Raw genomic sequence first — 15,397 nt, forward strand, 5'->3', positions numbered from 1 at the left:
TTAGCAGCCTTTGAGCTTCATCATGAAGCGGAAGGTGCGGTCGGAATGCCCGGGGAGGCCTTCGTGGCCGAAGTCGGGGTAAAGCACTAGTTCCTTGGGAGCGGTGATCTTGTTGTAGGCCGAGAACTGCGTGGACGGCGGACAGATCGTGTCCATGAGGCCGACGGCGAAGAGTGTCTCGGCCTTGATGCGCGGGGCGAGGTATTGCAGGTCGATGTAGCCGAGGCGCGTAAAGACCGCCTCTTCGCGGTCGTGGGTGGGGTCGAAGTGCCGGAACCACGTTTTCAGTTCGGCGTAGGCGTCTTTGGCGAGGTCCATTTCCCACACGCGCTTGTAATCGCACAGGAAGGGAAACATCGGCGCGGCCAGGCGAATGCGGGGCTCCAGCGCGGCGCAGGCCAGGGTGAGCGCGCCGCCCTGCGAGCCGCCCATCGCGCCGATGCGCTCGGCGTCGACTTCGGGGAAGCTCATGACGATGCGGGCCAGCTGTGCGGTGTCCAAAAAGATCTGGCGAAAGAGCAGGTTCTTCGGGTTCGGGTCGTCGAGGCCGCGAATGATGTGGCCGTTGTGGGTGTTGCCTTTGACTTGCAGGTTATCCTCGCTGGCGCCGCCCTGGCCGCGGCAGTCGAGCCCGGCGTAGCAGAACCCCTCGGAGACGAAGGCGAGCTTGTCGGTCCAGTCGCCGATGTTGCCGGTGTAGCCGTGGAAACCGAGGACGGCGGGAGCCGGTGCGGTGAGGCCGCGCGGGCGGACGTACTTGGCATGGACGCGCGCGCCGCCGACGCCGGTGAACCAGAGGTCGAAGCACTCGGAGTGGCTCAGAGGCAGGGTGTCGTTGCGGCGAAGCTCGATTTGCGGATCGAGGGCGTCGAGTTCGGCGAGGGATTCTTCCCAGTAGGTATCGAAATCGTCCGGACGCGGATTGATTCCGTTGTAGTTCCGGAGTTCGGGGAGCGGTTTGTCGAATGTAAGAGGCATAGCGCTTTTATTTCCGATAAAGGCCGCCCTCTTCAAGAACGGAAACAAAAAAACACCCGGCACAGGTGAGCTATGCCGGGTGAGTTTTGTTGATCAATTCAACGAATTTTTTTATCGCTGGACGCGGCCACTGCCGTCGCCCTTGACCAGGGCTTCCACTTCCGCGAGCGTGGCGCGGTTGTAGTCGCCGGGAATGGTGTGCTTTAGCGCGCTGGCCGCGACGGCGAATTCGATGGCTTCCTGGGGCGCGTCGCCGCGCAGGGAGGCGAAGATGAGGCCGCCGCCGAAGGAGTCGCCACCGCCGACGCGGTCGATGACGGTGAGGTCATATTTGCGGGAGAAGTAGGCTTTCCCCTCGGTCCAGAGCATGGCGCTCCAGCCGTTGTGGCTGGCGGAGTAGGATTCGCGCAGGGTGATGGCGACTTTCTTGAAGCCGAAACGCTCGGTAAGCTGCCGGGCGACGGACTCGTACTGCGCATGGTCGATCTTGCCGCTGGTGACTTCCGCGCCGTGGATGCCGAAGACGCTCTCGGCGTCCTCTTCGTTGGCGATGCAGACGTCGACATACTGCATGAGGTTGCCCATGACTTTGCCGGCTTTTTCCTTGCTCCAGAGCTTCTTGCGGAAGTTGAGGTCGGTGCTGACGGTCAGGCCGAGCTTCTTGGCGGCTTTGCTGGCTTCTTCAACGACCGCGGCGGCGCTGTCGGAGAGGGCCGGGGTGATGCCGGTCCAGTGGAACCACTTGGCTCCGGCAAAGGCGGCTTCCCAGTTGACTTCGCCGGGCTGGATCTCGGAGATCGCGGAGTGGGCGCGGTCGTAGGTGACCTTGGAGGCGCGCTGGCTGGCACCGGTTTCGAGAAAATAAATGCCGATGCGCTCGCCGCCACGGACGATGTGGCCGGTGCCCACGCCGATTCCGCGAAGTTCGTCAATGGCCCCCTGGCCCATATCGTTCTTCGGGAGGCGGGTCACGAAGTCTGCGGTAAGGCCATAGTTGACCAGTGAGACGGCGACGTTGGCTTCGCCTCCGCCGAAAGTTTTTTCCAGTACGGGGGTTTGTGCAAAACGGAGGTAGCCCGGCGTGGCCAGGCGCATCATGATTTCACCAAATGTTACGACGTCAGACATAGAGGGGGGCAAGCATAGGATAGCGCCGCCGCGGTCCGCAAGGGGAATTGCGCGCAATTCCAGGGTAATATTCCGCAGCAGCGAGGGGCCTTTCGCGGGGGAAAAAAGAGGACACTCGGCGGCATTCGAGGGGTGCGGCCGCCGGTGTCCTCAGTCATGAGATTGCACACGCTTTGGAGAGGGAGAAATACGCGCGTGCAGTCTCAAAATCAGGCGCAGCGGTCGGAAGGGCTCCAGCCAACAACCTCTGAAAAACTGGAGCCCTCCCTTCCGCCCAGGCTAGGAACAAACCAAGGGGAACGTAGGATGTGCATCCACGACGATCCCTGTCGACTCATACGCCAGGTCCATGCGCCACAACGGCCCGCTTCGTCCAGATACGGAGCGAACAAAAGATAAGCTGTCCCTGCCGCTTTCATGGGGCAGGAGATTATCCATCAAAGCGGGCCTTGAAAATCAGGTAAGAGCGGCTCACCGGATGGAGTAAACCCTGACTGGTAAATTCCGGTAAAAGCTGGGGGTTTCTCAAGTGCAAGAGGCGCAATAAGTTATACCGTTTCTATAAACGAATTTGATTTTAGATGCCCCGCTTCTCTCCATAAGCCTCTATCCTGCGAGGACTGCTATGAATTTATTCAGCCTGACCCATTTGAATGCGATCGCAAAGGACCTGCCCGATCCGAATCAGGCAGCACAGGCCGCAAGTGGTTACAATACGGTCATTCGGCTGCCCATTCGCGCCGACGATCTGCTGGAGCGCGATCTGGAGGATAACAGAAACGCTTACGTGGAGTTCGAGCTAATGATGATCAAAGACCCGAAAGGCATGACCCGCCCGCGCTGGGTGCTGCGAGGCTTGGTCGCAATGTAGACAGGGTGCCCCGCTCCCCCAAGAGGGCGGGCACACGGGGTAGGGTTACACCCCATAGACGAGGTATGGCTGAAGGCGAATACTGGTCGGCCATCGAGAAACGATATTCATTGTGCTAAACCTCATCAATCCTTGCCTTTCCGCCTATGGGAACACCCCTTAACACTAAACATATTGCCTTTCTCGGCGACTACGTACCCCGCCGGTGTGGCATTGCTACGTTCACGGCCGATATCTGCGAAGCCATCGCGACGGAGTTCCCGCAAGCCGAGTGCATCGTCGGCTCGGTGAATGACCGCCCGGAGGGCTACGATTATCCCGAACGCGTGCGCTTCGAAATTGCCGAGCAGGAAATTGATTCCTACCATCGCGCGGCGGAATTCCTGAACATCAATAATGTGGAGGTCGTCTCGCTGCAACACGAGTTCGGCATCTACGGCGGCCCGGTCGGCAGCCATATCGTGGAGTTCCTGCGCAATGTGAAGATGCCCGTGGTAACGACGCTGCATACCGTCCTGCGCGATCCCTCCGAAGAGCAGCGCGCGGTGATGAAGCAACTCGACGCCCTTTCCCAACGCTTCATCGTCATGGCCGAGCGCGGGAAGAACATGCTGGAGACGATTTACTCGATATCACCTGATAAGATCGACCTCATCCCGCACGGGGTGATCGACATGCCGTTTATCGACTCGAATTTCTTCAAGGATCTCTTTCACGTGGAGGGCAAGACGGTGCTGCTCACCTTTGGTCTGCTTTCGCCGAACAAGGGCATCGAGTACGTCATCAATGCCATGCCTGCGATTCTCCAGGCGCACCCGGACGTTGTTTATATCATCCTGGGGGCCTCGCACCCAAATTTGCTGGCATCGGAGGGCGAGGCGTACCGCGAACGGCTGGAGAAACTGGCCGTGGATCGCGGCGTGGCGGATCATGTGATTTTCCATAACCGCTTCGTGGATTTGGATGAACTAAAGGAGTTCATCGGCGCGGCGGATATCTACATCACGCCTTACCTCAATGAAGCGCAGATCACCTCGGGAACGCTGGCCTATACCTTTGGGGCCGGGAAAGCGCTGATCTCCACGCCGTATTGGCATGCGCAGGAGCTCCTCGCGCACGAACGCGGCATCCTGGTCCCCTTTGCCAATGAGCAAGCCATTGCCGACGGCGTGAACTTCTTCCTCGCCAACCCGACCCAGATGACCGCGATGCGCAAGCGGGCCTGGAAGGCGGGCCGAGAAATGATCTGGCCTGTGGTGGCGCGGCGCTACATGGAGAGTTTCGAGCGGGCTCGGGCGAGCTTAAGCGCGCCTTGCGTCGAACGGATCGCCGAGCGAAAACCGGGGAATTCGAATTACCCGATCCCTCCCCTGAAGCTCGATCATCTCATCAAGATGAGCGACCACACGGGCATCTTTCAGCACGCCATATACAACGTGCCGAACTACCACGAAGCCTACTGCACGGACGACAACGCCCGCGCCTATATTTTCACCGTTCTGATGCAGGAAAATACCGGCTACCCGCCGCAACTGGATCGGCTGGCCAGCAGCTATCTCGCTTTTCTTTGGTATGCCTTTGACGCGAACACCTGCCGGTTTCGCAATTTCATGAGCCACCAGCGGCAATGGCTGGAACTCCACGGCTCGGAGGACAGCCACGCACGGGCACTATGGGCCGCGGGAACGGCCCTGGGGCGTTCGCACAATGACGGCCACCGCAGCCTCTGCGGGCTTTTGTTCCAACGGGGCCTGCCGCCGGTTGCCCGCTTCGCCTCCCCTCGGGCGTGGGCCTTCTCGCTGATCGCGATTCATGAATACTTGCGAACGTTTGCCGGGGATCGCTTGGTCAACCAGATGCGCGAGGTGTTGATGAACCGGCTGGCCGATCTCTACCGGGCGAATTCGGCGCCGGACTGGCAGTGGTTCGAGCGGATTGTCACCTATGACAATGCCAAGCTTTCCCACGCCTTGATCCTCAGCGGGCATTGGACCGGGAAGCCGGAAATCCTCGACATCGGCCTCGCCTCGTTGCGCTGGTTGCTGGCGGAACAGACGGCGGAGGACGGCCACTTTGCGCCGGTCGGCTGTAACGGCTTTTGGGTGCGCGGAAGCGATAAAGCCCGCTTTGATCAGCAGCCCTTGGAGGCTTACGCAATGGTGTCGGCCTGTCTGGAGGCTTATTCCGTCACACAAGATACGTTTTGGAGCACGGCAGCCCGCCGCTGTTTCGAGTGGTTTCTCGGACGCAATGATCTGGGGCTGCCGCTCTACGATAGCACGACCGGAGGATGCCGGGACGCGCTCCTACAAGATCACCTCAACCAAAACCAAGGCGCGGAATCGAGCCTCGCCTATTATCTTTCATTTGCAGAAATCACCGCGCCCCGGAAACGCGGAAAATGACGCCCTCTCACCACCATGCATAGCCTGAATATCCAGCCCACCGGCGTCATTCTCCGAGCCAACAGCGCACGAGTACTCATCCGGCCTTTCATTCCCACTAACCCCGCGAAGATCGTAAATATCATCGGGCGGGCGCTCGCCCTTACGGAAGCCGAAACCGAGGCGGAGCTGGTGACCTTGATGGCGGATTTCGCCAAACGGCATTTGGATATTCAGACGCATTGGCGGAATATCTTCGAGCGCGTGAAGGAGCACATCTTCAGCAGTCGACCGCTCTCCGAGGCTCGCCAGCTCTACATCGGCGCGCTGTTCTCGGGCGAGTATGCCCTGGAATCCGCCGCCCTATTTAATCCATCACTGGTAGCCCACCCGGACCAGAGCGGGCTGGCGGAGGGGGAGCTGCGCTTCATTTTGAGCCTGCGGGCCACCGGCGAGGGGCACATCTCGTCGATCGAGTTTCGCACCGGCATCATTCGCTCTGATTACTCGGTAGCACTGGAGGAACCCTCGCGTTTCGTCACCGCGCCCACGGTCAATCCGAACCCGACTTACCGCAAAACGATCTTTTTTGACAAGCTCATGGAGATGGGGTTCGAGAACGAATGGTCCAGCCTGGTCATGGAGTCGCTGGGGGATAGCTTTGCGCTCAGCGACCTGGAAGGGGCCATGCAACACGCCAGCCATGGAAAGGGGCACTTACCACGGGAAGAGCAGCGGACGCTGGAGTGCGTGCGCTGGCTGGCTGAGTCGAACTACGGCATTGATTTCGACCCTTCCCTAGCCGTCTCCGAGCGCATCATTTTCCCAGTCTCGGCCAATGAAAGCAACGGGATGGAAGATGCCCGCTTTGTCCGGTTTGTTGAAGACGATGGGCGTGTTATTTACTACGCTACCTATACCGCCTACAACGGCCATGCCATTTTGCCACAGCTCCTGGAAACCACGGATTTCCTTCACTTCCGCGCCCTCACGCTCAACGGGCGCGCGGTGCAAAACAAAGGCATGGCGCTTTTCCCCCGCCGCATTGACGGGCGCTACGCCATGATCTCCCGCCAGGACAACGAGAATCTCTTTCTCATGTTCTCCGACAACCCCCACTTTTGGAGCGATCCCAAATTGCTGCGCCAGCCGGGGGAATCATGGGAATCGGTCAAAATCGGCAACTGCGGCTCGCCCATCGAAACGGAGGCTGGCTGGCTAGTCCTGACCCACGGCGTGGGGCCGATGCGCAAATACTGCATCGGCGCAATGCTGCTGGATCTCAACGATCCCTCGCGGGTGATCAGCCACCTTGCCCAGCCGCTCTTAAGCCCCCGGGAGGACGAGCGCGAGGGCTACGTGCCCAATGTGGTCTATACCTGCGGCGGGTTGGTTCATAGCGGACGGCTTTTCCTGCCCTATGGGTATTCCGACACGACGACGACTATCGTGACGCTGGAACTCGACAGCTTGCTGGACGCGCTCGGCGCCCCTTGAAATCGCCGGGATGCGCGGCCGCCGCGGCCATCACACAATAGTCAACTGGACGCTGCTTTCGACGATTCCCACCGCGATGGCGTAACGGGTCAGGCTGGCGATGTCGTGGATATCCAGTTTGCCCATGAGCGCCTGCCGGTGTTTTTCGACCGTCTTGGTGCTGATGCCTAGTTCCGATGCGGTTTCCTTGTTGGCCTTGCCTTCGGCAATCAGTTGGAGCACCTCCACTTCGCGCGAGGTCAGCTGGTGGCCTTTCTTGCCAAACATTCCCTTGCGATCCAGCGACCGCGGGTGAAGGCTTTCCAGACGCCGGGCAATCGTGGGGCTAAAAAACGTCTTTCCCTTTTGGATTTCCCGAATCGCCCGGCACACGTCGCGGGCAGAGGTTTGCTTGACTAAAAATCCCACCGCTCCCGCATCGACCGCGCTCTGGACATACGCTTCATCGCTATGCGCGGAGAGGATGAGCACTTTGGCGGCCGGGCGCGCTTTGAGAATCTGGCGGGTAGCCTCCAGGCCGTTGAGCCGCGGCATCGCGATGTCCATGACGATGACGGCGGGAAGAAGTTGCCGGGCGAGCTTCACCGCCTGGCGACCGTCTTGCGCCTGGCCTACGACTTCGATATCCCCTTCCGCATTCAAGAGCGAACAGAGCCCCTCGCGCACAACCATGTGGTCTTCGGCAAGCAGGACCTTAATATGATTGGGTATGTTCATACCGGGGGATGATTTCTGGCGCGGGCGAAGGGAATCCGGGCCCGGAGGGTCGTGCCCGCGCCCGGGGCGGACTCGATCCCGAAGGTCCCGCCGACCATTTCAACGCGTTCTCTCATGCCGATGAGCCCCAACCGTTTGTTCCTTTTGCCAAAGAGCACGCGCTCGACCTTGAAGGATTTTCCGTCATCATGGATCTCCATGCAAACCGCGCCCGCACGTTTCTTGATCGTCACCTCCACGCACGTTGCCTTGGCGTGTTGCGCGACGTTGGTCAGCGCCGCTTGGGCGACGCGGTAAAGGACGGTGCGCTTGGTGCTCTCCATTTTTTCCACCGCCGCGAAGACCGTCAAGTGAATGTGAATACCGGTCCGTTCCGTAAAGTCTTTCATGTAGGAATGGAGGGCGGGGATCAGCCCCAGATCGTCCAATACCGTGGGGCGCAGTTTGCGGGCGAATTGATGGACGATATCGAGGGACTCTTCCACGAGCCGCTGGGCGCTGGCGATTTTGGCGTCCAGGCTTTTGGGGTCGAGGAGGGCCTCCTTTTTCAGCAGATCCAGGCGTAGGTTGATCCCCGTCAACGTCTGGGCGATGACATCGTGCAGATCGCGGCTAATGCGCTTGCGCTCTTCTTCCTGTGCCATGAGCACCTGGCGAGAAAGATCCCGCAGCTGATCCTGCATGATGCGCGAGCGCACCGCCTGCGAAACAGGTTCGTCCCTCCCGGTCCTTTTCTTGGCCCGAGCGCGTAAATCATTCGCCCCGCTGGAAGACTTGCAGGCTGGTTTTTTTGTCATATCCACACCCCCCTCACGCTACCCGGACGGCGTTCTGACCGGAACAAACTTGCCGCTTCCGTAGTGTGATCCGGGTTCCGGCAAGGTCAAGCAGCATCACGGGTTTTTCAGGGGAACAAGGCGACCCGATTGGGGTAAACACCCCATTGTGCGCGGACGATTTCTGGCCATAATGAATGCCTAATGAAGGTCCTGCTGTTGTACCCGGAGTTTCCCGACACCTTCTGGAGTTTTAAGCACGCCTTAAAATTCATTGGTAAGAAAGCGGCGCTCCCTCCCTTGGGCTTGCTCACCGTGGCGGCGCTGCTGCCAAAACCATGGGCCAAGCGGCTCGTGGATACGAACCTGCGGAAGCTGCGCGAAAGCGACCTGGCCTGGGCCGATCTCGTGTTCATCAGCGCAATGATCGCCCAGCAATCCTCGGCGCTCGAACTCATCGCGCGGTGTCGCGTGGCAGGCAAAATTATCGTGGCGGGCGGCCCGCTCTTTACCCTGGGGCACGACCAGTTTCCGGGAGTGGACTATTTCGTGCTCAATGAGGCGGAGGTTACTTTGCCGCTGTTTTTGGAGGACTTCGAACGCAACACGGCCCGGCGCGTTTATGCTTCGAGCGAATTTCCGGACATCCGGCAGACGCCGCCCCCGCTCTGGGAACTGGCCGAGATGCGGCTGTATGCTTCGATGAGCGTACAGTTCTCGCGCGGCTGTCCATTTGACTGCGAGTTTTGCAATATTACCGCGATGTTCGGGCATCGTCCGCGCACCAAGACAACGGCTCAGGTGATCGAAGAGCTCGATGCGCTCCGTCGGGCCGGTTGGAGCGGGGCGGTATTTTTCGTGGACGATAATTTCATCGGGAATAAACGGGTGCTCAAGGAAGAGCTGCTACCGGCTCTCATCGAGTGGCAAAAACGCGGACGCGGCACCCCGTTTTTCACAGAGGCATCCATCAACCTCGCCGACGATGAGGAGTTGATGCGGATGATGGTGGAGGCGGGCTTCAACCAAGTGTTTGTGGGCATCGAAACGCCGGAGGATGCGGGCCTCGCGGAGTGCAATAAGCGACAGAACCAAAAGCGCGACCTGGTCGCCGACGTGAAACGCATTCAGCGCGCGGGGCTGGAAGTCCAGGGCGGTTTTATCGTGGGGTTCGACAGCGACACCGCCGCGACTTTTGCGCAACAGATCGAGTTTATCCAAAAAAGCGGCATCGTTACGGCCATGGTCGGCCTCTTGCAAGCCATCCCCGGCACCAAGCTTCACCAGAGGTTAAAAGCCGAAGGTCGGCTGACCGGCAAGACGACTGGCAACAATTTGGACGGAAGCACCAACTTCATCCCCCGCATGAACCGGGACCTATTGCGCGAAGGCTATAAGAGCCTCATGGGGTATATCTACGCGCCGGGGCCTTATTACCAGCGGATCCGCACCTTTCTACGGGAATACCGTCGGCCAGCCATTTCTGAGCCGTGGACCTGGCAGCATGTCCTGGCCTTTTTCCGCTCCATCTTGCGCCTCGGGATTTTTGGCCGCGAACGGTTCCAATACTGGAAATTGCTGCTCTGGACCTCTTTTCGCCGCCCTACTTTGCTCCCCTTGGCCATCGCCCTCTCCATCTTTGGCCACCACTTTCGCAAAACCTGCAAAGCCTTAGTGGAGACCCCAAAAACGGCGGTGTCTCCATGAGGTAACCGGCCTGCTCCGGTCTGCAAGCGGAGAGATCTTTCCTTTTCCAGCTGGATGCCGCGCGCCGGGCTCTGATAGGTTCTCCCATCATGAGCCGTATCGTCATCGTGGGCGGGGGAGCCGCCGGTTTTTTTGCAGCCATTGCCTGCGCAGAGGCGTGCCCGCCGGGACGGGAGAGGCCGGAGGTGGTGCTCCTTGAAAAAGGGCGGCAGTTTCTCACCAAGGTCCGTGTCTCCGGCGGGGGGCGCTGCAACGTCACCCATGCGTGCTCCGATCCGCGCACCCTCGCTGCCCATTACCCTCGGGGCGGTCGGGCGTTGATCGCCGCGTTCTCGCGCTTCCAGCCCTCGGACACCGTGGATTGGTTTGCAGCCCGTGGCGTCAAGTTAAAGGCGGAAGGCGATGGCCGGATGTTTCCCGTGACCGACTCCTCGGAAACCATTGTCGATTGCCTGGTCCGCCAAGCCAGGTCCGCCGGGGTCGTCTTGAAAACGGACCTCGGCGTGGAGCGAATCGAACGGCTTCCGCAAGGGGGATTCAAGCTGGCGCTTTCCAATGGCGAAACGCTCGCGTGCGACCGGCTGCTGCTGGCCACCGGCGGTTGCCGCACGGATCACGGTTGCGCCCTGGCGACCTCCCTGGGGCACGCCGTGGAAGCGCCCGTGCCCTCGCTGTTCACCTTCCATATTGAAGAACCCTGGCTGCGGCACCTGGCCGGAGTTTCCGTCGCGGTGGTGGAAGCCTCCGTCCCCGGCACCAAGCTGCGGGAACAAGGGCCGCTCCTGGCAACGCACAGCGGCGTCAGCGGCCCCGTCATCCTGCGCCTCTCCGCGTGGGGCGCGCGCCTGCTGCACGAGCGCGGCTACCGCTTCCCGCTGCATATTCACTGGCTGCCGCACTTGTCGGCGGAGACCATCGCCGCGGCACTCAAGGCCCGGAGCGAATCGCAGCCCGCCGCTTTCGTCATCAAAACGCCCATCCGTCCCTTGCCCACGAGGCTCTGGGAAGCACTAGTAAAGAACGCAGGCATCCCACCGGAAACCCGCTGGGCCGCTTTCCCCCGCGCCGCGCTGCACCGCCTTGCCGAGCAGCTCACGCAAACCGAATTTCAGGTGACCAACAAAAGCTCCAACAAAGCAGAGTTTGTCACCTGCGGCGGGGTGCGTCTGGGCGAGGTTAACTTCAAGACCATGGAAAGCCGGATCGCCCCCGGGCTCTATTTCGCCGGGGAACTCCTGGATATCGACGGCCTCACCGGAGGGTTCAATTTCCAGGCCGCGTGGACCACCGGATGGATCGCGGGGAACGCCATGGCCGCTGACTAGTATGATCTATCCGTAAGCGTCACTTTTCCACGAAATACATAATAGACCGTCGCGGTATAGGCCACGACGATGGGCATGCCGATAAGGGCGACCCAGGCCATGAAGCGAAGCGATTTGTCCGTCGAGGATCCGTTGTAGATATTCAAGCTATCCGCAACGTCCGGCGTGGAGAAAACCATGGTCGGGTAAACCGACGCGCCGAACAGGAGCATCAGCATGACCAGCGAAAGACACGAGCTCACAAAGGCCCGCCCCTCATACCCCGGACCCTTTCGGACCTGGGCTGGGATATTGAGTGTTACCAGCAGGGCCACGAGGAAGATCGCACCCAAGATCCACGGGCGTTGAGCGAGCGCCGCCTGGATATGAGGACACGCAAACACGGTGACTCCGCTTAAAATCAGAAAACACCCCAGGTAGGCGGGAACCGTCAGCTTGGTCCACCGGGCCAGCTTCTCCTGCAAAGCGCCATCGGTCTTCAGCAAAAGATAAAGATTGGCGTGCATCACAAACAACGCCACCGCCGTAACTCCAACCAGCAACGAGTAGGGATGGAGAAGCGAAAGGAAGCTGCCGGAGAAGTCGCGGCTGGCATCCAGCGGAATCCCCCAAACGATATTACCCAATGCCACGCCAATAAGCAGCGCGGAAGCCATGCTGCTGACCGAAAAAGCAACGTCCCACGTCGTGCGCCAGCCTCCTCCTTGCCGTTGGCTGCGGAATTCAATCGCCACGGCCCGAAAAATCAAAGCCACGAGCAGCAGCATGAAGGCGTCGTAAAATCCCGAGAATACCGTGGCATAAACATTCGGGAAGGCGGCAAACAGAGCGCCGCCGCCTGTCACCAGCCAGACCTCGTTGCCATCCCAGATCGGCCCGATGGCGTTGAGAAAGATCCGCCGCTCCTCATCCCCCTTCGCAAAAGGCAGCAATGCGCCAACGCCAAGATCGAACCCATCCAGCATCGCGTAGCCCGTAAAAAGCACGCCCACCAGCACAAACCATAGTGTGTTCAAGTCCATTGGCTTATTCCCCCGGGGTTTTGGTATTACCGGTCGTCTGCCGTCCTGCCTTCAACGAAAGCGGCCGCCACCGGTCCATCAGCCCGGCTCCCGATTCCGAGTCAACCGGTCCTTGTTGAACAAACTTTACAAACAAGAAAACGAATAGAATTCCAAGGAGAAGATAGATGAACAAAAACATCAGGATCGAGCTGAGAACCTGCGGTATTTTGACGACGGCGGACATCGCATCATTCGTCTTAAGCACTTGATATACGATCCAGGGCTGGCGGCCCATTTCAGCGGTGAACCAGCCTGCTTGGATGGCAATCTGCGGCAGCACAGCCGAGACAACTAGCAGCCAGAGAAACGCACGGATGAGCTTCGACTGGGTGTTCCATAGTTGGCCGGAATACCAAAGCCAAAGCCCCAGCAGCGCGATGCCGGTCAGCCCCATCCCGAGGGCAATCATGAGGTGATACGTCTGGAAGAGCACCGGCACATTGGGCCAATACGAGGGCCTTAGTTTGACTAGTTCCGCGGCGCTCGCCTCGGGATGCCGACGGCGCAGAAACTCATCCGACGGCAGAGACTCCAGCCCGGCGACCTCGGTTGCGCTGGCCGCAATCGGATGAAGAAAATTCCCGGACACCAGAACGCTAAGCATCCCGGGAACGCGGAGCGCATCGGTCGTTACCCCGATGATCTCGCCCCGCGCATCCCGCTTCCATCGCGCAAAGCCCACGACGCCCAGCGGGGCTTCCGTTTGGGACTGCGCAAGGCCTTCCATCGCGGCAAGCTTGGTTGGTTGCAGGCGCGCCACTCCACGGGCCGTCGAGTCCGCCGCCTGCATTTGGAGCAAGCACGCCACCACGGCAACCACCAGGCCCAGCTTGACCGATGCCCGCGCGACGTCGATATTCCGCCCCCGCAGCAACCACCAGGCGCTAACGGCGATCACAAGAAACGCCCCCGCGATCCAGCATGCCAGGACGGTATGAGCAAGCCGGTCGAGCGTAGACGGGTTCAGGATCGCGGCATAAATGCTATCGACCACGGCGCGCACCTGATGCAAATCTTCCGGCCGGACGACATAGTCCGCGGGAAGCACCGTTTCCCGGACCGTATAGGCGATCGGCCCCAGGTCAGCATTCATCGGAAACTGCTGACCGCTCGCAGTGAGCTTGATTTGTTTTGCCAAGTGATAACCCGCCGGAGTTTGCATCCATGAATTGGCCACCAAAATCCAGATAGCGCTGAAATGCGCCCCCAGCGCAACCATGCATGTGGAAAAAAAGTGCATGCGTGGGCCGATCTTATTCCAGCCAAAGAGCAGCAGCGCGAGAAAGCCCGATTCGAGGAAGAACGCATAGATGCCCTCGATGGCCAGCGGGCTGCCAAAGATGTCGCCGACAAAGCGCGCATAGCGAGCCCAGTTGGTCCCGAACTGGAATTCCATGGGGATGCCGGTGGCAACCCCGATCGCGAAGATGAGCCCAAAAACCCGCGTCCAAAAGCGCGACATGGTCAGGTAAACCGGGTTCCCCGTGCGCAACCGCAGCCCTTGCATCATAACGAGCATCAGCCCCAGCCCAATGCTCATCGGCGGAAACAGAAAATGAAACGCAACCGTCAGGGCAAACTGGATACGGGAAAGAATCTCAACATTCATGCGCAGATTTCGGGGTTATAGTCATTTCGCCCACGACGCTCGCCGCGGCCCTCAAAATCATGGGTCCGGGTTGTCATGCCCGGCAGCTTCCTCATCGCTCAAGATGATACGTTTGCCGCGTTTGTGGGTAAGAAGATTCCATCCCCATTCCACAAACGTACTAGTCTTTTCTTCGCTGCCATTGAGCAAAGCCAGGTGAACCCCCAGCCAAGCCAGCCACGCAACCCGCCCGGTCAGCGTTCCGCCGGTGGGCAACTCCACAACCGCCGCACCCCGGCCCACCTGCGCCATGGTCCCCTTGTCCAGATACTTAAAGGGTTCGGCCGCCTTGCCCGCAACCAAAGAGGCAATCGTTTCCCCAATGTGGCGGCCTGCCTGAAGCGCCGTTGCGCCCAAGCCCGGCAACACCTTGCCGGTTTCGCCGTCAGTCATCGCCGCAATGTCGCCAATGGCAAATACGCCGGGGTGATCTTTCACCTGAAGATCAGGGCCCACGGGAATTCGTCCCCCGTGGCCCAGCGGCACGCCCAAGGAATTCACGATCGGATTTGCCTGAAGTCCCGCCGCCCAAACTAGCGTATGCGTCTTGACGGTTTCGCCGCTTGATAACTCAATGCTCGCTGGATCCACCTTACTCACTCCAACCCCGGTATGCACCTGCACTCCGCGCTCCTCCAGCGCTTGCTGGGCATAGCTTTGAAGCTTCGCCTCAAATGGTGCCAGCAGATGTGGCGATCTCTCGTAGAGAATCACTTGCGCCTTCTCCACCGGGAGATTCGGATAGTCTTCCTTCAACTCGGCGCGCAACAACTCCGCCAGCGCACCGGAGAATTCCACCCCCGTCGCGCCCCCTCCCACCACGCAGAAATTCAGCGCGCCGTCGTCAATGAGCGCCGGGTTTTTATCCACCGCCTCGAAGGTTTCCAAAATATGCTTCTTGAGCCGGATGGCATCGTCCATCGTGTAGAGTGGGAAGGCGGATTGATCCGCGCCCGGTGTGTGGAAGAAGTTGACCACCGCGCCAAGCGCGATGACTAGATAGTCGTACAAAACGGGGCCCAGGCCTTCCACTTCCACGGTCTTGTGCGCCAAGTCGATGCCGCTGGCCGTGGCTTGGTGAAATTCAATATTGGTGTGGCCGTGCAACAGATCGCGGACCGGGAAGCCGATGTCTTCGGGGCCCAATTCGTCCGTGGCCACCTGGTAGAGCAATGGCTGGAATGTGTGGTAATCGCGCTTGTCGATGATCGTAATTTGAACATCCGCATCACGCAGCTTCCGCACAGCGCCAATGCCGCCGAAGCCCGTCCCTAGAATCACGACGTGAGGTTGACTAGACAT

At 59.8% G+C, this 15,397-nt stretch carries 12 protein-coding genes; 5 read left to right on the plus strand and 7 right to left on the minus strand.

From position 1 onward, the window contains the following. Positions 1-978, minus strand: a complete 978-nt coding sequence (locus B2828_RS02960) for an acetylxylan esterase (RefSeq protein WP_479632194.1) — start codon at positions 976-978, stop codon at positions 1-3. Between the two features lie 111 nt (positions 979-1,089). Beyond that, entirely contained in the window at positions 1,090-2,106 is a 1,017-nt protein-coding gene (locus tag B2828_RS02965; protein ID WP_479632195.1) for a PfkB family carbohydrate kinase, read from the minus strand. Between the two features lie 625 nt (positions 2,107-2,731). Between B2828_RS02965 and B2828_RS02970 the strand changes: the two genes are divergently transcribed. From B2828_RS02970 to B2828_RS02980, 3 genes are all read left to right on the plus strand, one after another. After that, positions 2,732-2,977, plus strand: a complete 246-nt coding sequence (locus B2828_RS02970) for a hypothetical protein (protein ID WP_479632196.1) — start codon at positions 2,732-2,734, stop codon at positions 2,975-2,977. 146 nt (positions 2,978-3,123) lie between these two features. Then, complete coding sequence (locus B2828_RS02975) at positions 3,124-5,382, plus strand: glycosyltransferase family 4 protein (RefSeq protein ID WP_479632197.1); 2,259 nt, start codon at positions 3,124-3,126, stop codon at positions 5,380-5,382. Between the two features lie 24 nt (positions 5,383-5,406). Beyond that, on the plus strand, positions 5,407-6,858 hold the full coding sequence (locus B2828_RS02980) for a glycoside hydrolase family 130 protein (protein ID WP_479632289.1): 1,452 nt from the start codon (positions 5,407-5,409) through the stop codon (positions 6,856-6,858). Positions 6,859-6,888: 30 nt separating this feature from the next. Here the strand turns inward: B2828_RS02980 and B2828_RS02985 are convergent, their stop codons facing one another. Beyond that, on the minus strand, positions 6,889-7,575 hold the full coding sequence (locus B2828_RS02985) for a response regulator (RefSeq protein ID WP_479632198.1): 687 nt from the start codon (positions 7,573-7,575) through the stop codon (positions 6,889-6,891). After that, positions 7,572-8,372 (minus strand): sensor histidine kinase, encoded by an 801-nt coding sequence (locus B2828_RS02990; RefSeq protein WP_479632199.1) that lies wholly within the window; start codon positions 8,370-8,372, stop codon positions 7,572-7,574. The genes B2828_RS02985 and B2828_RS02990 overlap by 4 nt, the downstream gene beginning before the upstream one ends. Before the next feature lie 183 nt (positions 8,373-8,555). Here B2828_RS02990 and B2828_RS02995 point away from each other — a divergent pair, with 183 nt between their 5' ends. Beyond that, a complete protein-coding gene (locus B2828_RS02995; protein WP_479632200.1) occupies positions 8,556-10,058 on the plus strand; it encodes a B12-binding domain-containing radical SAM protein in 1,503 nt (500 codons plus the stop codon). An 89-nt stretch (positions 10,059-10,147) separates the two neighbouring features. Further along, a complete protein-coding gene (locus B2828_RS03000) occupies positions 10,148-11,383 on the plus strand; it encodes a BaiN/RdsA family NAD(P)/FAD-dependent oxidoreductase (protein WP_479632201.1) in 1,236 nt (411 codons plus the stop codon). On the opposite strand, the gene cydB is transcribed toward B2828_RS03000, so the two are convergent. The 3 genes from cydB to B2828_RS03015 are packed head-to-tail and all read right to left on the minus strand — an operon-like array spanning position 11,380 to position 15,397. Then, a complete protein-coding gene (cydB, locus tag B2828_RS03005) occupies positions 11,380-12,405 on the minus strand; it encodes a cytochrome d ubiquinol oxidase subunit II (RefSeq protein ID WP_479632202.1) in 1,026 nt (341 codons plus the stop codon). The genes B2828_RS03000 and cydB overlap by 4 nt on opposite strands. Before the next feature lie 4 nt (positions 12,406-12,409). After that, positions 12,410-14,056 (minus strand): cytochrome ubiquinol oxidase subunit I, encoded by a 1,647-nt coding sequence (locus B2828_RS03010; RefSeq protein WP_479632203.1) that lies wholly within the window; start codon positions 14,054-14,056, stop codon positions 12,410-12,412. Positions 14,057-14,113: 57 nt separating this feature from the next. After that, positions 14,114-15,397, minus strand: a complete 1,284-nt coding sequence (locus B2828_RS03015; RefSeq protein WP_479632204.1) for an NAD(P)/FAD-dependent oxidoreductase — start codon at positions 15,395-15,397, stop codon at positions 14,114-14,116.

This window comes from Spartobacteria bacterium UBA695 (genome assembly GCA_002298145.1).
Taxonomy (GTDB): Bacteria; Verrucomicrobiota; Verrucomicrobiia; order Chthoniobacterales; family Chthoniobacteraceae; genus UBA695.

Coding starts and splice junctions, on each gene's coding strand:
- B2828_RS02975 (WP_479632197.1), top strand. CDS start 3,124: ATGGGAACACCCCTTAACACTAAACATATTGCCTTTCTCGGCGACTAC.
- B2828_RS02970 (WP_479632196.1), top strand. CDS start 2,732: ATGAATTTATTCAGCCTGACCCATTTGAATGCGATCGCAAAGGACCTG.
- B2828_RS03010 (WP_479632203.1), bottom strand. CDS start 14,056: ATGAATGTTGAGATTCTTTCCCGTATCCAGTTTGCCCTGACGGTTGCG.
- B2828_RS02985 (WP_479632198.1), bottom strand. CDS start 7,575: ATGAACATACCCAATCATATTAAGGTCCTGCTTGCCGAAGACCACATG.
- B2828_RS03000 (WP_479632201.1), top strand. CDS start 10,148: ATGAGCCGTATCGTCATCGTGGGCGGGGGAGCCGCCGGTTTTTTTGCA.
- B2828_RS02965 (WP_479632195.1), bottom strand. CDS start 2,106: ATGTCTGACGTCGTAACATTTGGTGAAATCATGATGCGCCTGGCCACG.
- B2828_RS02960 (WP_479632194.1), bottom strand. CDS start 978: ATGCCTCTTACATTCGACAAACCGCTCCCCGAACTCCGGAACTACAAC.
- B2828_RS02995 (WP_479632200.1), top strand. CDS start 8,556: ATGAAGGTCCTGCTGTTGTACCCGGAGTTTCCCGACACCTTCTGGAGT.
- B2828_RS02990 (WP_479632199.1), bottom strand. CDS start 8,372: ATGACAAAAAAACCAGCCTGCAAGTCTTCCAGCGGGGCGAATGATTTA.
- B2828_RS03015 (WP_479632204.1), bottom strand. CDS start 15,397: ATGTCTAGTCAACCTCACGTCGTGATTCTAGGGACGGGCTTCGGCGGC.
- cydB (WP_479632202.1), bottom strand. CDS start 12,405: ATGGACTTGAACACACTATGGTTTGTGCTGGTGGGCGTGCTTTTTACG.